The 19,158-nt window shown below is 71.0% G+C and carries 16 protein-coding genes; all 16 read right to left on the bottom strand.

Translation table 11 applies throughout. From position 1 onward, the window contains the following. Positions 1–42: 42 nt before the first annotated feature. On the bottom strand, positions 43–552 hold the full coding sequence (locus tag FPZ12_RS38385) for a DinB family protein (protein WP_144754512.1): 510 nt from the start codon (positions 550–552) through the stop codon (positions 43–45). A gap of 16 nt (positions 553–568) precedes the next feature. After that, positions 569–1,786, bottom strand: a complete 1,218-nt coding sequence (locus tag FPZ12_RS38380) for an arginine deiminase (protein WP_243770247.1) — start codon at positions 1,784–1,786, stop codon at positions 569–571. Between the two features lie 22 nt (positions 1,787–1,808). Continuing rightward, positions 1,809–3,248 (bottom strand): basic amino acid/polyamine antiporter, encoded by a 1,440-nt coding sequence (locus FPZ12_RS38375; RefSeq protein WP_208026155.1) that lies wholly within the window; start codon positions 3,246–3,248, stop codon positions 1,809–1,811. Between the two features lie 10 nt (positions 3,249–3,258). Beyond that, entirely contained in the window at positions 3,259–4,281 is a 1,023-nt protein-coding gene (locus FPZ12_RS38370) for a S1C family serine protease (RefSeq protein ID WP_144754506.1), read from the bottom strand. A gap of 60 nt (positions 4,282–4,341) precedes the next feature. After that, a complete protein-coding gene (locus tag FPZ12_RS38365) occupies positions 4,342–5,163 on the bottom strand; it encodes a cell division protein FtsQ/DivIB (protein WP_243770246.1) in 822 nt (273 codons plus the stop codon). Then, complete coding sequence (gene murC / locus FPZ12_RS38360; protein WP_144754503.1) at positions 5,160–6,581, bottom strand: UDP-N-acetylmuramate--L-alanine ligase; 1,422 nt, start codon at positions 6,579–6,581, stop codon at positions 5,160–5,162. The genes FPZ12_RS38365 and murC overlap by 4 nt, the downstream gene beginning before the upstream one ends. Next, complete coding sequence (gene murG / locus FPZ12_RS38355) at positions 6,578–7,678, bottom strand: undecaprenyldiphospho-muramoylpentapeptide beta-N-acetylglucosaminyltransferase (RefSeq protein WP_144754500.1); 1,101 nt, start codon at positions 7,676–7,678, stop codon at positions 6,578–6,580. Before murG ends, murC begins: the two co-directional genes overlap by 4 nt. Next, entirely contained in the window at positions 7,675–9,108 is a 1,434-nt protein-coding gene (gene ftsW / locus FPZ12_RS38350; protein ID WP_144754497.1) for a putative lipid II flippase FtsW, read from the bottom strand. The genes murG and ftsW overlap by 4 nt, the downstream gene beginning before the upstream one ends. Continuing rightward, a complete protein-coding gene (gene murD / locus FPZ12_RS38345) occupies positions 9,095–10,480 on the bottom strand; it encodes a UDP-N-acetylmuramoyl-L-alanine--D-glutamate ligase (RefSeq protein ID WP_144754494.1) in 1,386 nt (461 codons plus the stop codon). Before murD ends, ftsW begins: the two co-directional genes overlap by 14 nt. A 4-nt stretch (positions 10,481–10,484) precedes the next feature. After that, a complete protein-coding gene (gene mraY / locus FPZ12_RS38340; protein ID WP_144754491.1) occupies positions 10,485–11,564 on the bottom strand; it encodes a phospho-N-acetylmuramoyl-pentapeptide-transferase in 1,080 nt (359 codons plus the stop codon). After that, a complete protein-coding gene (locus FPZ12_RS38335; RefSeq protein ID WP_144754489.1) occupies positions 11,561–13,021 on the bottom strand; it encodes a UDP-N-acetylmuramoyl-tripeptide--D-alanyl-D-alanine ligase in 1,461 nt (486 codons plus the stop codon). Before FPZ12_RS38335 ends, mraY begins: the two co-directional genes overlap by 4 nt. Continuing rightward, positions 13,018–14,559, bottom strand: a complete 1,542-nt coding sequence (locus FPZ12_RS38330) for a UDP-N-acetylmuramoyl-L-alanyl-D-glutamate--2,6-diaminopimelate ligase (protein WP_144754545.1) — start codon at positions 14,557–14,559, stop codon at positions 13,018–13,020. Before FPZ12_RS38330 ends, FPZ12_RS38335 begins: the two co-directional genes overlap by 4 nt. A gap of 121 nt (positions 14,560–14,680) precedes the next feature. After that, positions 14,681–16,582: a peptidoglycan D,D-transpeptidase FtsI family protein gene (locus tag FPZ12_RS38325; protein ID WP_144754486.1), complete on the bottom strand. Its 1,902-nt coding sequence runs from the start codon at positions 16,580–16,582 to the stop codon at positions 14,681–14,683. Continuing rightward, positions 16,582–17,244 carry a cell division protein FtsL gene (ftsL, locus tag FPZ12_RS38320; protein WP_144754484.1) on the bottom strand — a complete coding sequence of 221 codons (663 nt, stop codon included), beginning with the start codon at positions 17,242–17,244 and terminating at the stop codon, positions 16,582–16,584. The genes FPZ12_RS38325 and ftsL overlap by 1 nt, the downstream gene beginning before the upstream one ends. Before the next feature lie 91 nt (positions 17,245–17,335). Continuing rightward, positions 17,336–18,286 (bottom strand): 16S rRNA (cytosine(1402)-N(4))-methyltransferase RsmH, encoded by a 951-nt coding sequence (gene rsmH / locus FPZ12_RS38315; RefSeq protein WP_144754481.1) that lies wholly within the window; start codon positions 18,284–18,286, stop codon positions 17,336–17,338. Between the two features lie 203 nt (positions 18,287–18,489). Further along, positions 18,490–18,921, bottom strand: coding sequence for a division/cell wall cluster transcriptional repressor MraZ (gene mraZ, locus FPZ12_RS38310; protein ID WP_144754478.1), 432 nt, complete (start codon positions 18,919–18,921; stop codon positions 18,490–18,492). Positions 18,922–19,158 lie beyond the last annotated feature (237 nt).

Here is a 19,158-nt window from a genome sequence, read left to right as displayed (position 1 = left end):
GTGTCGGGCGAACCTTTTCGCCACAACACTTTCGCGGCCTTCTCATTCGCCGGTCGCGCCGTCGGTCAGTTCCCGCAACAGATCCAGGTGGCCGGCGTGCCGGGCGGTCTCCTCGATCAGGTGGATGAGCACCCAGCGCAGGTTGATCGCGGAGTCCTCCTTGAACTCCACGGTGTCCCCCGGCGCGAGTCCCGCCGCGATCTCGCGTGAGTTCGCGCACTGGTGTTCGTATTCGGCGCGCAGTTCGGACAGTGGTTTCTCCAGTGCCGCGCGGAATTCGGCGTCCGGGTCCGGCTCGAACCGCGCCCGCCACGGATCCGGTTGTCCATTGAGGACGACGCCGAACCAGTACCCCTCGACATAGGTCAGATGCGCCAGGAGCCCGGCGATCGTCGTCAGCTCGCTGGGCACGTGGCGTCGCCGGGCCTGCTCGTCGGTGAGCCCGGAGCATTTCCAGAGCACGGTCGCCCGCAGGTAGTCCAGGAAATCCCCGAGCTGCTCGCGTTCCCCGCCGTCGAACTCCGGTTCCCGCCGCACGGGCTGCTCGCTCATGACGGGAGATTCTGCTCTACACCGGATCGCGAACCAGGGGGCAGGTCATGCAGTGCCCGCCGCCGCGGCCGCGGCCCAGTTCGGCGCCGGTGATCGTGATGACCTCGACTCCGGCCTTGCGCAGCAAGGTATTCGTCGTCGTGTTGCGGTCGTAGGTGAAGACCACGCCCGGCTCGACGGCGACGGCGTTGTTGCCGCTGTCCCACTGCTGCCGCTCGGACTCGTAGTCGTCCCCGCCCGTTTCGATCACCCGCAGCTCCCCCACGCCGGACGCCTTCGCCACGACGTCCAGGAACGTCCGGCGCCCCTCGTCGGTGACCTCGACCCCGGGCGCCTTGTCCGAAGGCCGCAGCGAAAAGGCGTGGACCCGCTCGACTATCCGCGGATAAAGGGTCACGATGTCGCGGTCGGCGAACGTGAACACGGTGTCCAGGTGCATGGCCGAGCGCAGTTTCGGCATTCCCGCCACGATCACGTGCTCGGCCGCGCCCGCGTCGAACAAGGACTTCGCGACCTGGGTGATGGCCTGCCGCGAGGTCCGCTCGCTCATCCCCATCAGCACCACGCCACCGCCGATCGGCATGATGTCGCCGCCCTCGAACGTCGCCCTGGCCCAGTCGCGCTCCGGGTCACCCCACCAGACACGGGAACCGGCGAACTCGGGGTGGAAACCGTAGACGGCCTTCATGATCAGCGTCTCGTCGTGCCGCGCGGGCCAGTACAACGGGTTCAGCGTGACCCCGCCGTAGAGCCAGCACGTGGTGTCCCGCGTGTAGAGCGTGTTCGGCAGCGGCGGCATCAGGTACTCGCGCGCGTCCGGCGAATACTCCGCCAGCGCGCGGTAGCCGCCGCCGAACTCCTCCGGCAGCTCCCGCGTCGCGAGGCCGCCGAGCAGGTATTCGGCGAGCGCGCCCGGGTCGAGCGTCTCGAGGAACTCGCGGGTGGGATCGACCAGGCCGATGCCGACGATGTCCGGCACCACCTTGCGGTCCAGCAGCCAGTCGCGGGCCTCGCGGATCGCCATGGTCTGGGCCAGCACCTCGTGCAGCTCCAGCACTTCGACCCCGCGCCCGCGCAGCTTGTTCACGAAGTCCGAGTGGTCGCGCTGCGCGTTGTCCACCCACAGCACGTCGTCGAACAGCAGGTCGTCGGAGTTGGTCGGGGTGAGCCTGCGGTGCGCGAGCCCTGGCCTGCAGACCAGGACCCTGCGCAGCCTGCCCACTTCGGAGTGCACGCCGTTTTCCATGACCTTCCCTTCAGAAATCGATCGCCCCGGTGGCGACCGCGACGATCCCGGCCACCGCGCCGATGACCGAAAGCGCGAAGATCCCCAGTTCCACCGGGGAGAACAGCTTCCGGCCCTGCTCGCGGCGGGCCATCACGAACAGCACCGTGGCCGGGGCGTAGACGACGAACGAGATGAGCACGAACTTCATGCCGGCCGCGAAGAGCAGGAAGATCGTGTAGATCGTGGCCAGCACGGCGATCACCAGCTCGCCCTTGCGGCCGGCCGGGCGTTCCGCGTAGCCGTCCCGCGTCAGCGCGATCTTGACCGCGTACCCCGCCGCGAGCAGGAACGGGATCAGCGACAGCGCGCTCGTCAGGTCGAGCGCGAAATCGAAGGCGTCGTCGGAGAACAGCGTGATCAGCAGGACGAGCTGGATCAGCAGCGTGGTCATCAGCAGCGCCGCGCCCGGCACGTCGGCGGCGTTGGTGCGCTTGAGGAACCGCGGCATGTCGTCGTCCTTCGCGGCGACGAACAGCACCTCCGAGGACATCAGCGTCCACGCCAGGTACGCGCCGAGCACCGACACGATCAGCCCGACGCTCACGAACGCCTCTCCCCACGGCCCCACCGCGGTTTCGAGCACGCCCGCCATCGACGGCTGGCGCAGCTCCGCGATCTGGTCCAGCGGCAGGATCCCGTAGGACACGATCGTCACCGACGCGAAGATCGCCAGCACGCTGAGGAACCCGAGCACGGTGGCGCGCCCGACGTCCTCCCGGCGCTTCGCGTGCCGCGAGTACACGCTGGCGCCCTCGACACCGAGGAAGACGAACACGGTCGCCAGCATCGTGCCGCGCACCTGGTCGAACAGCGGCCCGACCTCCGGGCCGCCGCCGAGGTTGTCCACGAACACCTTCGGCTTCAGGTACACCAGCGCCAGCACGATGAACACCAGGATCGGCACGAGCTTGGCGACCGTGACGATCCGGTTGATCGCCGTCGCCTCCTTCACGCCGCGGCGGATCACGAGGTAGAACGCCCAGACGCAGACCGAGGAGAGCACGAAGGCGAGCAGCGTGTCGCCCTCGCCCATCGCGGGCCAGATCTTGCCGATCGTGGAGAAGATCAGGATCCAGTAGGTCACGTTGCCGACGCAGGCGCTCGCCCAGTAGCCGAACGCCGAGAAGAACCCGAGGTACTCGCCGAAACCCGCCTTGGCGTAGGCGTAGACCCCGGCGTCCAGCTCCGGTTTGCGGACCGCGAGCTGCTGGAAGACGAACGCCAGCATCAGCATCCCGACACCGGCGATCACCCACGAGATCAGCGCGCCCCATACGCCGGTCTCGCCCGCGAACCGGGCGGGCAGCGAGAACACGCCGGCGCCGACCATCGAGCCGACGACCATCGCCATCAGGGTCGGCACGCTCATCTTGACTGTCTGGTCGCTGCTGACTTCCGTCGAACTCACAGGAACTCCGCTACTGGCTGAACGCCGGTCGGTCGGTCAAGGTCAACGTCGCGCGCTGGTCCTGGCCGTCGGTGCGGTGGAAGGTCACCGTCACCGTGTCGCCAGGGTTGCGCCGCCGCAGCTGCACGAGCAGGTCCTCGGGCGTGTTGATCGCCACGCCGTCCACGGCCGTGAGGATGTCGCCGGGGCGGAGCCCCGCGTTCGCGGCCGGTCCTGCCGGGGTCACGGCGATCGCGATCACCCCGTCCGCGCGGGACAGGTGCAGCTGGTCGACGATCTGCTGGGTCAGCTGCGCGGGCTCCAGTCCGGCGAACGCGTGCCGCGCGCGGCCGGTGTCCCTCAGCTGGTCGGCGACGTCGGTGGCGGTCGCGGCCGGAATGGCGAAGCCGAGGGAAACCGCGCCGGACTGCGGCGGGATGTAGGCCTCGCTGATGCCGACGACCTCGCCCTCGGCGTTGAACACCGCGCCCCCGCTGTTGCCGGGGCTGATCGCCGCGTCGGTCTGGATCAGGTCGACCAGTGCCTGGCTTTCCGAGGCGCTGCCCGGGATTTCCCGGTGCAGCCCAGAGGTCACGCCCGCGGTCACGCTGTTCTCGAAGCCGAGCGGGCTGCCGATCACGATCAGCTGGTCACCGACCGCAGGCAGGTCGCCCTGGTACTTCGGAACCGGCAGCCCGGTCCGCGACACCTGCACCAGCGCCAGATCGGTGACCGAGTCCGTCGCGCGGACCGTGCCGTTCACCCGCTGCCCGTCGGCGAAGGCGACCTGCACCGCCTGGTAGCCGCGGACGACGTGCTCGTTGGTGAGGATCAGCCCGTCGGCGCCGTAGACGACGCCGCTGCCGTTGCCCCCGCTGGTGAGGATCTTGACGACGGCGGGCAGGGCCTGCGCGGCGACGGCCGCCACGGATTGTGTACCGGTTCCCGCCTGCTGGGCCGGCGCCGGGGAGCCCGTGCAGCCGGCCGCGCCTACGACCAGGGCGGCTACCAGGCAGAACCACAGCGCGGGTGTGCGCCAGGCCACAAAGGACACTCACGGACGGTAACTCGCCACTGTGGGTGCTGTCGTCACCCACAATGGGCGAGGTTCGGCTCAGGAGACGGTCGGCAGCTCCGGGGCGGCGACGTCGTAGATCCTGCCGTCGCGGGTCAGCAGCACGGCCAGCACCTTCAGCTTCTGCTCGGGCTCGTCGGCGTTGCCCCAGCGCACGATCTTGCCGTTGGCGAGGGTGAACTCGACGCCGCCCGCGGTCTGCGCGCGAACCTGGGTGATCTGGTCCTTCAGCGACTGCGGCAGCGTGCCCAGCACGGCCACCACGGACTTGGTCACGACGTCGTCCTGCGCGACGCGCGTCAGCGCCAGCTCGGGCAGCTTCTCCGGCTTGTTCTGCACCGTCTTGTAGTCCAGGCCCGTCGAGTCGACGAGGTGGATGCCGCCGGCCCCGGAGAAGAACCCGATCGGGGTCCGCTCGGTGACCGTGATTTCGACGGTGGACGGCCACGAGCGCGACACGTCCACGGAGGCCACTCCGGGCAGCGCCCGCACGCGGTCGGCGATCCCGTCGGTGTCCACCAGCATCATCGGCTGCTGATCCGGCACCTGGGCCGCCGCCCTGATCTGGTCGGCGGGCACGGACGAAGCGCCCAGCACGTCCACCGTGCGCACGCCCATCAGCGACGTGAAGAAAATCAGGTACGCCAAGGCGATCACGGTGATCACGCTCAGCAGCGCCACCCAGCGGCGCCGCAGCGCCTTGCGCCGGCTGAGCCCGCTGCCGGTGCGCTGGCGCGCCGTCAGCGGACGGCGGCCACGCCGGCTGCGGACCGTGGCGCCCGTGGTGCGCCGCGCGGCGGGACGGCGCCGCTGCGTGCTCTGCCGTGTCGCCCCCCGCCCGTCGCCCGCCACCGCCCTCAAACGAGACGCTCCGCGCCACTGTCTTGATTCAGCGACCCGGCGCGCCGATCCAGCTCGGCGAGGATCTCCGGACCGAGCTGGGTCACGTCGCCCGCGCCCATCGTGACCACGAGGTCGCCCGGCTTCGCCAGATCCGCCACCAGGCCCACGACCCGGTCGAACGCCGGCTCGTAGTGCACGCCGGAAGCCCGCACCTGATCGGCGATCAGCGCGCCGGAAACACCGGGCTGCGGCTCCTCGCGCGCGCCGTAGACGTCGACGAGGATCACCTCGTCCGCGAGCCCGAGCGCCCGCGCGAACTCCGCGGCGAACGTCTTGGTGCGCGAGTACAGATGCGGCTGGAACACCACGATCACGCGCCCGCCACCGGCCGCGTGCCGGACGGCGCGCAGCTGCGCGGCCACCTCCGTGGGGTGGTGGGCGTAGTCGTCGTACACGCGGACGTCGCCCGCGCGGCCCTTGAACTCGAACCGGCGGCGCACCCCGCCGAACGCGGCCAGCCCTTCGGTGAGCCCGTCCAGCGGCGCGCCGAGCTCCAGACCGGCCAGCAGCGCGGCCACCGCGTTGAGCGCCATGTGCTCGCCCGGCACCGCGACGCGGACGTCGACTTCCTTACCCGCCAAGGAAATCCGCACCAAGCCACCGGTCTCGGACGGCTGGTAGTCCAGCACCCGCACGTCGTCGGGGCCCGTGACGGTGCGGCCGTACCGGCGCACCCGCACGCCCTCGGCTTTGTCCGCGAGCGCGTTCGCGGCTTCGTCGTCGCCGCAGACGACCAGCAACCCGCCGGGCTCGATCCGCTGGACGAACTCGGTGAACACCGCCTTGTACGCCTCGGCCGTGCCGTGGTGGTCGAGGTGGTCGGGCTCCACATTGGTCACCACGGCGACCGAAGGCGAGTACGTCAGGAAGGACCCGTCGCTCTCGTCCGCCTCCGCGACGAAGATGCCGCCTTCACCGTGGTGCGCGTTCGCGCCCGACTCGTTGAGGTCACCGCCGATCGCGAAGGACGGGTCCAGCCGGCAGTGCTGCAGCGCGACGGTGAGCATCGACGTGGTCGACGTCTTGCCGTGCGTGCCCGCGATGCAGGCGACGCGATGGCCTTCCATCAGCAGCGCCAGCGCCTGCGCCCGGTGCAGCACCGGGATCCCGCGCTCGCGCGCCGCCGCGTACTCCGGGTTCGTGTCCTTGATCGCGGTGGACACCACGACCGCGGACGGATCGCCCAGGTTCTCCGCGCGCTGCCCGATCTCGATCCGCGCGCCCTGCGCCCGCAGGGTCAGGAAAGTGCGGGAGTCCTTCGCGTCCGAACCGGACACCTGCCCGCCGCGCGCGAGCAGGATCCGCGCGATCCCGCTCATCCCCGCGCCGCCGATGCCGATCAGGTGCGCGCGGCCCAGCTGTTCCGGAACGCTCACTTCGCTGCCTCCAGAACGATTTTCGCCAGCACTTCGTCCGCTTCGCGGTGGCCCATGCCCACCGCGGCCGCGCTCATCTTCGCCACCCGGCCGGCGTCCGCGACGAGCGGGATCACCAGCTCGTGCACCTTCGCCGGGGTCAGGTCCGCGTCGTCCACCATCAGCGCCGCGCCCGCGTCCACCGCCGGGCGCGCGTTGGTCGCCTGCTCGCCGTTCCCGTGCGGCAGCGGCACGAACACCGCGGGCAGCCCGACCGCGGAAACCTCCGCGGCGGTCATCGCGCCCGAGCGGCACAGCACCACGTCCGCGGCCGCGTACGCCAGGTCCATCCGGTCCAGGTACGGCACCGGCACATACGGCGGGCGGCCCGGGAACTCCTGGACCACCAAGGTGTTCTTCGGCCCGTGCGCGTGCAGCACGCCGATCCCGGCGTCGGCCAGTTCCTTGGCCGCGCCGGACACCGCGGTGTTGATCGAGCGGGCGCCCTGCGAACCGCCGAACACGAGCAGCGTGGGGGCGTCCGGGTCGAGGTCGAAGAACTTGCGGGCCTCCGCGCGCAGCGCGGCCCGGTCCAGCGAGGTGATCGACCGGCGCAGCGGGATGCCGACGACCTCGGCGTTCGGCAGCGGCGTGTTCGGCACCGCGACGGCGACTCGCTTCGCGAACCGCGCCCCGACCCTGTTCGCCAGTCCGGGCGACTGGTTCGCCTCGTGCACGACGATCGGCACGCGGCCGCGCGCGGCGAGATACGCCGGCAGCGACACGTACCCGCCGAACCCGACGACCACGTCCGCGCCGACCTTCTCCAGCACTTCGCGCGTCTGCTTCACCGAATCCCGCACCTTCAGCGGCAACCGGAACAGCTCGGCGGTCGGCTTGCGCGGCAGCGGCACCGGCGGGATCAGCTCCAGCGGGTAGCCCCGCGCCGGGACCAGTTCGTTCTCCAGGCCGCGCCGCGTGCCCAGCGCGACGACGTTCGCCTCCGGCGCCAGCCGCCTGACGGCGTCGGCGAGCGCCAGCGCCGGCTCGATGTGCCCGGCGGTGCCGCCACCCGCCACCACGACGGTGGGGGCCCGTCCCTCAACGGCTTTGCTCACGTGGTTCCTCTTCGGCTCGAACGTCTACCGTAATCGGGCGCCGCGCGCCGCCGTTCCGGGAACTGCCCGGAGCGGGCGCCGCGCGCGGACGGCCTGTCCCGCCGCGGCCCGGCCGGGCGGCCGCTCCCCCGCCTTCGCGTCGGCGGGCGGTAGACCTCGGGCGCCGGCAACCGCAGCAGGCGCCCGAATTTACCCGGTCCCTGTGAACGCAGCGCCGAGACCGACTCCGGTTCGTGCCTTGCCGCGTTGGCCAGCAGCCCCATCAGGAACATCGTCACCCAGATCGACGTGCCACCGGCCGAGATCAGCGGCAGCGTCACGCCCGTGACGGGCAGCAGCCCGACCACGTAGCCGATGTTGATCCCCGCCTGGGACACGGTGAACACGGTCAGCGTGCCCGCGACGATCCGGATCCACGGGTCCAGGTTGCGGGTCGCGATGCGCAGGCCGACGATCGCCAGCCCGACGAACAGGCTGATCACCACGATGCAGCCGATGAAACCCAGTTCCTCGCCGATCACGGCGAAGATGAAGTCGTTCTGCACGTTGGGCAGGTACGCCCATTTCGACGGGCCCTGGCCCAGCCCCTTGCCGAACAGCCCGCCGTCGGCGAGGGCGTACTTCGCCTGCGTGGCCTGGTAACCCGCCGCGCTGGTGTCCGCGCCCGGAGAGAGGAACGACAGCACGCGCGAGGCCCGGTACGACGCCGTCAGCGCCAGCACGACGACGCCCGCGACACCACCGCCGAGCAGCACGGCGAACAGCCGCTTCGGCGCCCCCGCGAACCACAGCAGCGAAGCGAGCACCACGCCGAGGGTGATCGTGCCGGACAGGTTCGGCTGCGCCATCACCAGCGCGAACATCAGCAGCGCCACCGGCACCACCGGGACGAGCATGTGCCGCCACTGGTGCAGCACGTGCTGCTTGGTCACCAGCACGTGCGCGCCCCACAGCGCGAGCGCGACCTTCGTGAACTCCACCGGCTGCACCGAGAAGGAGCCGATCACGAACCAGCGCTGCGCCCCGCCGCCCGCCGCGCCCAGCGGCGTCAGCACGAGCGCGAGCATCAGCAGGCAGATCAGCACCCCCATCGACGACAGCGCGCGGGTGCGCTTGAGCGGCATCCGCAGCCCGATCCAGAACACCACCGCGCCGCTCAGCACGAAGACCAGGTGCTTCTTGAACTGGGAGTACACCCCGGCGCCGGTGGCCGGGTCCACCGAGGACACCGACGACGCCGAGAGCACCATGACGATGCCGATACAGGTGAGCACGCCGGTGAGGGCGAGCACGAGGTGGAAGTCCGCCAGCGGGCGCGACATCCACGCCGTCAGCGTCGAGTAGACCCCGCCGAACCGGCCGTCCGGCTTGTCCCGCTTGCGCCTCGGTTTGCGTTCTCCTGCTTCGGGCCGTTCCTCAACCGCGGTCACTCGCGCCACCCGGGAGGTCTCTCACCGCGACGGCGAAGGCGTCACCCCGATGGGCGTAGTCCCGGAACATGTCCATCGACGCCGCGGCGGGAGCCAGCAACACGACATCACCGGGGCGTGCCACCGCCCGGGCCGCCTCAACCGCACTGACCATGGGCTCATCGTCACCCGGGCGCACCCGATGGACGGGGACATTCGGCGCGTGTCGCGCGAGAGCGGCCGCGATCACCTCGGAATCGGCACCCAGGAGGACGACCCCGCGCAGCCGGGCGGCGACGGCGGCGACCAGCTCGTCCACCGAAGCGCCCTTGAGCAGCCCGCCCGCGATCCACACGACCGTGGGATGGGCCAGCAGCGAGCCGGCGGCCGCGTGCGGGTTGGTGGCCTTGGAGTCGTTGATGTAGCGGACCCCGTCCACCTCGGCGATCTCCACCGCCCGGTGCGCGCCGGGCCGGTACTCCCGCAAACCCTTGGCGACGGCTTCGGCGGGCACGCCGTACGCGCGCGCCAGCGACGCGGCGGCGAGCGCGTTCGCGACGTTGTGCGGGCCCGCCGGGCGGACGTCGGCGACCGCGCACAGCTCCTCGGCCTCGCGCGCGGGATCGGCGACGAACGACCGGTCGATCAGCAGGTCCTCGACCAGGCCCAGCTCACCGGCATACGGCGTGTCGAGCCGGAAACCGACCTGGCGGGCGTTCTCGTGCCCCGCCGCCAGCCGCGTCGACCACGGGTCGTCGGCGTTGCGCACCACGGTGGCGGCGTTCGCGTAGATCTTGCCCTTGTCCGCCGCGTAGGCGTCCAGGGAACCGTGCCAGTCCAGATGGTCCTCGGCGACATTGAGCACCACCGACGCGTGCGGGGCCAGCGTGTTCGACCAGTGCAGCTGGAAGCTCGACAGCTCCACCGCCAGCACCTCGTGCCCGGCGCGCACGGCGTCGAGCACGGAGAAACCGATGTTGCCGCAGGCGATCGCGTCCGCCCCGGCGGCGCGCAGGATCGACTCCAGCATGCCGACCGTGGTGGTCTTGCCGTTGGTGCCGGTGACCGCGAGCCACTTCGGCGGGCGCTCCATCGTCTGCCCGAGCCGCCAAGCCAGCTCGACGTCGCCGATCACCTCGATGCCCGCTTCGGCGGCGGCCACCAGCAGCGGCGACGACGGCCGCCAGCCCGGGCTCGTCACCACGAGATCGACGTCCGCGGGCGGCTCGGCCAGGCCCGCCACCAGCTCCGCGCCCAGGCCCTCCAGCTCGGCGAGCCGCCCGGCGTTCCCGTCGGTGACCGTGACCCGCGCGCCCAGCTCCAGCAGGACGGGCGCCGCCGACTTCCCGGTGACCCCGGCCCCCGCGACCAGGACGTGACGTCCGGCGAACACGTGCTCAGCCCCCCGCGCCCAGTTGCTCGCTGTAGAACAGGCCGAGGCCGAACATGCAGCAGATGGCGGCCAGCAGCCAGAATCTGATGATCACCGTGGTTTCCGCCCACCCGGCGAGCTCGAAATGGTGGTGGAAGGGCGCCATCCGGAACAGCCTTCGCCGCGTCGTGCGGAAGACCGCGATCTGCAGCACCACCGAGATCATCTCGACCATGAACAGCCCGCCGATCACGATGGCCAGCAGTTCGGTGCGGGTGCAGATGGACAGCCCGGCCACGAGCCCGCCGAGCGCGAGAGAACCGGTGTCCCCCATGAAGATCTTGGCAGGCGCCGCGTTCCACCACAGGAAGCCGCAACACGCGCCGGTGGCGGCGGCCGCGACCACCGCGAGGTCCAGCGGATCCCGCACGTCGTAGCAGGCGGCCTGCGGGCTGACCGAGCACGCCAGGCGCGCCTGCCAGAACGAGATCACCACGTACGTCGCCAGCACCATCGCCGAGGTGCCGCCCGCGAGCCCGTCCAGGCCGTCGGTGAAGTTCACCGCGTTCGACCAGCCGGAGATCACCACGTAGCAGAACACCACGAACAGCACCGAGGGGAACGTGATCAGCGCCAGGTCCCGCACGTAGGACAGGTTCCGCGACGCCGGGGTGAGCCCGTAGCGGTCGGCGAAGTTGAGCGCCAGGATGCCGAACGCCACCGCGACCACGAGCTGCCCGACCAGTTTCGCGGTCTTGTTCAGCCCGAGGTTGCGCTGTTTGCGGATCTTGATGAAGTCGTCGAGGAACCCGACCACGCCCAGCCCGACGGACAGGAACAGCACCAGCAGCCCGGACACCGAAGGCCCGTCCTTGCCGGAGCCGATCCAGTTCACCAGGTGCGCGGCGAAGTACCCGACCACCATCGCGATGATGATCGCGACACCACCCATCGTGGGGGTGCCGCGCTTGGACTTGTGGCCCTGCGGGCCCTCCTCGCGGATCTCCTGCCCGAAGCCCTGCCGCGAGAACACCCGGATCAGGTACGGGGTCAGCAGGATGGAGACCAGGAGACCAATCGCGGCCGCGATCAGAATGCTGATCACGCAACACCTTCCTCAAGCAGCGCGTCGGCCACCCGCCAGAGCTCGGCGACCTTGGAAGCCTTGACCAGCACGATGTCCCCGGGGCTCAGCTCCTCGCGAAGCAGTGCGACGGCCGCGCCGGTGTCGGGCACCAGGACCGACTCGTCGCCCCAGGAGCCTTCGTGGCTGGCGCCCTGGTGCATGGCGGCGGCCGCTTCTCCCACCACCACGAGCCGGTTGATGTTGAGCCGGACCGCCAGGCGGCCGATCTCGTCGTGCGCCGACACGCTATCGGTCCCCAGTTCCCCCATTTCACCGAGGACCGCCCAAGATCGGCGATGGCGCCCCGCCGAGGCCAAAGTCTTCAGCGCGGCCCGCACGGATTCGGGGTTGGCGTTGTACGAATCGTTGAGGACGGTCACCCCGTCGGCGCGGGTGGTGACCTCCATCCGCCGCGCGGAACGCCTTTCCACGGTGGACAGTCGCGCCGCGACTTCGTCCACAGTGGACCCGAGCTCGAGCGCGACCGCGGCGGCCGAGAGCGCGTTGCCCACGTGGTGCTCACCGACGAGCGGAAGTGTCACCGAAGCTTCACCTTGCGGTGTCACGAGCCGGAAGGACGCGTGCGCGTTCTCGTCGAGGGTGATGTCCTCGGCGCGCACCTGCGCTTCGGGATTCTCGCCGACGCCGACGATCCGCGCCCTCGTCCGGCTCGCCATCGCCGACACCAGCGGATCGTCGAGGTTCAGCACCGCGAGCCCGTCCTCGGGAAGCGCTTCCACGAGCTCGCCCTTGGTCTTCGCGATCCCTTCCCGGGAACCGAATTCGCCCACGTGCGCGCTGCCGACGTTGAGCACCACGCCGATCTTCGGCGGGGCGATCTTCGCCAGCTCCGCGATGTGGCCCGGCCCGCGCGCGGACATCTCCAGCACCAGGTGCCGGGTGGTCTCGTCGGCGCGCAGCGCCGTCCACGGGTGGCCCAGCTCGTTGTTGAACGACCCGGGCGGCGCGACCGTGGGACCGAGCGGCTCCAGCAGCTGCGCGATCAGGTCCTTGGTCGAGGTCTTGCCGGAGGAGCCGGTGACCCCGACGACGGTCAGCCCGCCCTCGGCCAGCCTGTCGACGACGTGGCGCGCCAGCTTGCCCAGCGCGGCGAGCACCGCGGCGCCGGACCCGTCGGTGTCCCCGGTCAGCGCGACCGAGCGCTCGTGCGCCTGGCCGGGCGGCAACGGCGGCACGATCACCGCGGGGGCGTCCACCTCGCGGGCGGCCAGCACGCCGGCGGCGCCCGCTTCCACGGCCTTGGCGGCGAAGTCGTGCCCGTCGACGCGTTCGCCGGGCAGGGCGAGGAAGAGGCCGCCGGGGGTCAGCGCGCGCGAGTCGAACTCGACGCCGCCGGTGACCCTCGGCTGCCCGTCGGTGGCGTGCAGCCGCCCGCCGACGATGCTGGCGATCTCCGCCAGGGTGAGCGAGATCAAGCGGATACTCCTGGTTGTCCCTCGAGCCGGTGGCGGATGGCGGCCGCCAGCTCCTCACGGTCGGAGAAGGGATGCACCACGCCGGCCAGCTCCTGGCCGGTTTCGTGCCCCTTCCCCGCGATCAGCACCACATCCCCCGGCCGGGCCAGCTCCACGGCCTTGGTGATGGCCGCGCGCCGGTCCCCGATCTCCAGCACCTGCCCCCGCGCCCAGGCCCCGCGCGCCCCGGTCAGCATCGCGGCCCGGATCAGCGCCGGGTCCTCCGAACGCGGGTTGTCGTCGGTCACGATCAGCACCTCGCTGCGCCGTGCCGCGGCCTCGCCCATCATCGGGCGCTTGGCGGTGTCCCGGTCTCCGCCGCAGCCCAGCACGGTGATCACGCGGCCGTCGGTGCCGGCACGCAACGCGTCGAGCGCTTCGGCGACGGCCGCCGGTTTGTGCGCGTAGTCCACCACAGCGGTGTACTCCTGGCCGAGATGGACACGCTCCATCCGGCCGGGAACCTCGACCGCGGCCAGCCCCTTGACGATGTCGCCGAGCGGGACGCCGGTGGTGTCCAGGATCGCCGCCGCCAGCAACGCGTTCACGACGTTGAAGGTGCCCGGCAGCGGCAGCGTGGCCCGCGCCGTCCGGCCGTCCGGGCCGTGCAGGGTGAACGACTGCTCCCCCGTGCGGGTGCCGGACAGCTCGCTCGCCGTCCAGCTCGCGTCCGTGCCCGGCTCGGTGGACACCGTGATCGTGTGCGGTTTGACCAGCGCCTGGCCCCACGCGCTGTCGATCACCACGACCTCGGTGGTCGAGCGGCCGTCGAACAGCAGCGACTTGGCGGCGAAGTACTCCTCCATGTCGCGGTGGAAGTCCAGGTGGTCCTGGGAGAGGTTGGTGAAGGCGCCGACGGTGAACCGGGTGCCGTTGACCCGGCCGAGCGCCAGCGCGTGGCTGGAGACCTCCATCGGCACGTGCGTGACGCCCTGCTCCACCATCACCGCGAACAGCGCCTGCAGATCCGGCGCCTCGGGCGTGGTGAACGCGCTCGCCAGCCGCTCCCCCGCGATCCGGGTCTCGATCGTGCCGATCAGGCCCGTGGTGTGGCCGGCGGAGCGCAGCCCGGACTCCACCAGGTACGAGGTCGTGGTCTTGCCCGCCGTGCCGGTCACGCCGAGCACGGCCAGGTTCAGCGAGGGCTCGCCGTAGATCCAGGCGGCGACCGAACCCAGCGCCGCGCGGGGGTCGCTGTGCACCATCACGGGCACCGGGGCGTCACGCAGCGCGGGCCGCTCGGCGCCCGCTTCGTCGGTCAGGATCGCCGTGGCGCCCGCGGCGAGCGCGTCGGCGGCGAAGTCCGCGCCGTGCACCTTCGCGCCCGGCAGCGCGGCGAACAGGTCCCCGGGGATGACGTGCTGGGCCCGCAGCGTCGCGCCGGTCACCGTCGTGTCGTAGACGTCGGCGATGAGCCGGGCGTCCGCGCGGGCGGCCAAGGTGGTGAGCGGGACCGGCTCGATCCGCCGCGGACGTGGCGGGGCGGCCGCGGCTTTCACCGGGGCGTCCGGGACCTGCCCGCGCGTGGCGTCGGGCCCGTCGTTGTTGACAGACACAGTCGGGAAGGTTACCGACGCCACGCGGCGCTCCCTCACGGCCCTGTCCGCCGTGAGGAAGGGGTCACGGTACGACGAGCGGAACGACCGGAGAAGCCGTCGGTGACAACGGAATCTGGTACCGCTGGGTCAGGTAGGACGCGATGTCGTGGAACAGCGGCGCCGCGGAATGCCCGGCCGGCAACGTGGTGTCCGGCGCGTCGAGCCGGATGCCCACGACGAAGCGCGGATTGTCCGCGGGCAGGATGCCGGCGAAGGTGATGTTGTACAGCGAATCGCTGTACGCGCCCGTCGCCGGGTTCACCTGCTGCCCGGTGCCGGTCTTGCCGGAGATCTGGTAGCCCTCCAGCGCCGCCGTCGGCGCCGTGCCGCTGTTGCCGTCCTTGGTGCTCTGCGTGACCGCGCGCAGCATGTTCCGGACCGTGGTGGCGGTCTGCGGGCTGACCACCTGCGTGGTCTGCGGCGCGGGCTCGGGCACCACGGTGCCGTCCGGTTTCACCTCGTCCTTGACGATGCGCGGTTCGACGCGCAACCCGTTGTTCGCGATCGCCTGGTACATCCCGGCCATCTGCACCACGGTCATCGAAAGCCCCTGCCCGATCGGCAGGTTGCCGAACGTGGTGCCCGTCCACGTGCTGCGCGCCGGCACGTACCCGCGGCTCTCGCCCGGCAGGCCGAGCCCCGTGCTCTGCCCGACGCCGAACTTCTTCAGGTAGTCCAGGTACTTGTCCGGGCCCACCTTCTGCGCCAGCAGCAGGGTGCCGATGTTGGAGGACTTCGCGAAGATGCCGGTGGTCGTGTAGTTGACCGTGCCGTGCGTCCACGCGTCGTGCACCGTGTGGTCGGCGACCTTGAGCGTCCCCGGCACCACGTTGACCGACTCCGGCGTGGTGACCCCGGTGTCGATGGCCGCGGTCGCGGTGATGATCTTGTTGACCGAGCCCGGTTCGTACGGGGTGGTCACGGCCTGGTCGTTCATCAGGTCCGCGGTGTAGGTCGAGGGATCGTTCGGGTTGAACGTGCGGTCGTCGGCCAGCGCGTAGATCTCGCCGGTCTTGGCGTCCATGATCACCGCGCTGCCGCCCTTGGCGTGCGACTGCTTGACGTAGTCCGAAAGCTGGCTCTGCAACGCGTACTGCACGTCGGAGTCGAGCGTCAGCTCCAGGTTGTTGCCCGGGGTGGCCGGCTGTGATTCGCGCTCGGTACCGGGGATGACGACGCTGTCGTTGCCCTCGGGGGTGTCCGCGACCATCTGCCCCGGCGTGCCCGCCAGGTCGGCGTCACGGGTCAGCTCGAGCCCGTCGATGCCGTGCAGGTTGTGCTTGGAGACGTCCGGGTCGTCCATCCGCCAGTTCGCCAGACCGACCACATTGGACGCCAGATCGTCGCCGGGGTACTCGCGGGCGGACCGCGTCTCGCTGCCGATCTCCGGGAACGCCTTGGTGATCTCCTCCGACACCGAGGGCTCGACGCCGTCGACGAGGTAGGTGAAGTCCTGGTTCTTGTGGAAGTCCGCGAGCAGCTCGGTCTCGGTGGTCTTGCCCGGCAGCTTGGCCGCCATGAACTTCGCCGCCGCTGCCGCGCGCGTCTCGAAGTTCTGCCCCGAGGTCGGATGCTTCACCGCGTAGTCGGACCAGGTCTTGCGCATCAGCTTCAGGTTCACCGACAGCGCGCGGGTTTCCACGCTGAAGGCCAGCTTCACCCCGTTGCGGTCCACAATGGACCCGCGCTGCGCGGGGATGGTGATGGTGGTGGTGCGCTGGCTCTCCGCCTTGGCGGACAGGGCCTCCGCCTGGAAGCCCTGGACCTGCACCAGCCTGAGCCCGGCCACGACGAGCACGGCGACCAGTATCACCCGCACCGCCACGTACCGGCCCTTGCCGGTGGCGACGCCGGGCCTGCCCGCCGCCTGCCGCACGCGCGCCGTGTACGTCCTCCGGCGCTGCTCGCCGCGGCCTGGTGCCATCACTGTCCTCCCGGTTGGTTCGCGGCCTCCTGCTGGTCGCCCTGCGCGACGTCGCCCTCGATCGGCGCGGTGCCCGCGGGAGTGCCGGTGTTCGCGGGCGGCGGGGTGCTCGGCGTGGACGGCGGCGGCGCCCCGACCGCCTTGGACGGCTTGCCGACGACGGTCACCGAGCCGTCCGCGTTCTGCACGAGGTGCGCGGGCTCGCCCGCCGGCACCATGCCGAGCGCCTTCGCCCGCGCGGCGAGCGAGGACGCCGACTCGGTCTTCGTGACGTCCTGCTGCAGCTGCTCGGACTGCTCGGCCAGGTTCGAGTTCTCCTGCCGGATCTGCTCCAGCCGGTAGGAGTCGGCGATCGCCTGGGTGGACAGCAGCAGCGTCGTGATCACCCCGACCGCGAGCAGCGTCATCACGATCAGCACGAACGACGCGCGCGACTTCGGCCAGCGCAGCAGCAGCTTCTTGCCTTGCGGCTTACGGGTTTCCCGCCGCTGGCCGTCGGCGCGCTGCGCCCGGCGCGCGTAGGCGCGCTCGGCCGCCGTGCTGCGCGTCTGGCCGTTGCGCGTGGGCCGCTCGGCGCGGGTGGCTTCCCGCTCGGGCTGACTCGCGCGCCGCCGTGAAGGTTCGCCCGCCGACCGGCGCCGGGTCCGAGTGGGTGCAGTCATGCCAGCCTCCTCTTGTCGGACGCGCCGAGCCGCGGCTGGGTCACCGCGCCGGCTCGCGGGGCACTCGACGTTCCGGACCCGCAAGCAGTCCTCATGCCGCCGCCTCCTTGATCCGTTCCGCCGCCCGCAACCGCACCGACGCGGCACGCGGGTTGTGCTCGATTTCCGCTTCGTCGGCCTTCTCGGCCCCTCGGGTGATCAGCTTCAGTTCGGGCCCGTGCCCGGGCAGTTCCACCGGCAGCCCCGGCGGGGTGCGCGACTTCGCCAGCTCCGCGATGGCCTGCTTCACGATCCGGTCTTCCAGCGACTGGTAGGACTCCACGACGATCCGGCCGCCGACGGACAGCGCCGCCAGCGCCGCGGGGATCGCCCGGCGCAGCACGTCCAGCTCGCCGTTGACCTCGATCCGCAGCGCCTGGAACGTCCGCTTGGCCGGATGCCCGCCGGTGCGCCTGCTGGCCGCGGGCACGACGTTGTAGAGCAGCCGCACCAGCCGCTCGCTGCGCTCGAAAGGCTCCTTCTCGCGCTCGGCCACGACCGCCCTGGCGATCTTCGGCGCGAAGCGTTCTTCGCCGTACTCACGCAGGATCCGGATCAGCTCGCCCGTCTCGTACGTGTTGAGCACGTCGGCCGCGGTGGGCCCGGTCGTCGGGTCCATCCGCATGTCCAGCGGCGCGTCCCTGGCGTAGGCGAACCCGCGGTCGGCGACGTCCAGCTGCATCGAGGACACCCCGAGGTCGAACAGCACACCGTCCACAGTGGACAGCCCGAATTCGTCGAGCACCTCGGGAAGCCGGTCGTACACGGCGTGTGCGAACCGGACGCGATCGCCGTGCTTCGCGAGTCGCTCGCGGGATTTGTCCAGCGCGCTGGGATCCCGGTCGAGCGCGATCAACTCCAGCCGAGGGTGCGCGGAAAGCAGTGCGTCGGAATGACCGCCGAGTCCCACGGTCGCGTCCACGACCACGGCGGGACGGCCTTCGAGCGCGGGGGCGAACAACTCGAGCACGCGCCCGAGGAGCACCGGAACGTGCTCTGCCATGGAAACCCCCTATTGGTGTAGACCCCGGATGCCGTCAGGTCCCCGCCCGCCCGCTGCGAACCTGGTGCCGGGGAAGGTGCACCAGGGCCACTGAGCGGACAGAGGCCTCACGACATCCGGGGTCCAGCCACACAACCAACTCATCCCGGCCGAACCCGCGCCCCCCGACGGCGTGGGTGCGGCCCCCGCCGCCCGTCTACGTCTTAGAAGACGCCCGGCAGGACCTCCTCCTGAGCCTTCGCGTAGCTGTCTTCGTGCTCCTCCAGGTAGGTCTGCCACGCCTGCGCGTCCCAGATCTCCAGCCTGGTGATCGCGCCGATCACCACGCACTCCTTGTTGAGCCCGGCGTAGCGCCGGAGCTCGGGCGCGATGGCGACGCGCCCCTGCCCGTCCGGGCGTTGTTCGTCGGTTCCGGCGAACAGGTACCGCTGGTAGGCACGAACCGCTTCGTTGGTGAAGGGCGCCTCGGCTACTTTGCGGGCCATCTGCTCGAACTCGGCACGCGGGAAGACGTAAAGACAGTGGTCCTGTCCCTTGGTGACCATCAGCCCACCTGCCAGCGCGTCCCGGAACTTCGCGGGCAGCGTGAGCCGCCCCTTGTCGTCGAGTTTCGGAGTGTGGGTGCCGAGGAACACCGGCCCCACCTCCCACGGGGACTCCCTGCCGCCCCACTGGCCACCACCGTACCCCACTTTTCACCACAGTCAACGGCGAAGAAGTCCACTTACGAGCGAACCTGAGGAAGTTTGTGCAGGTGAGAGCCATGGCGCGCCGTGGGGGAAAGGTGGGGGACGCCGGCCGCCCCTCCCCCGCCCCGGGGGTGCGCGAGGCCCGAAACGGGCCCGCTGACCCCCTACGGGGGCGAAGTGGGG

The organism is Amycolatopsis acidicola (genome assembly GCF_007713735.2).
Classification (GTDB): Bacteria; Actinomycetota; Actinomycetes; order Mycobacteriales; family Pseudonocardiaceae; genus Amycolatopsis_E; species Amycolatopsis_E acidicola.
Note: the sequence above shows the minus strand (reverse complement) of the source record. Positions and strands in the feature narration are given on the sequence as shown.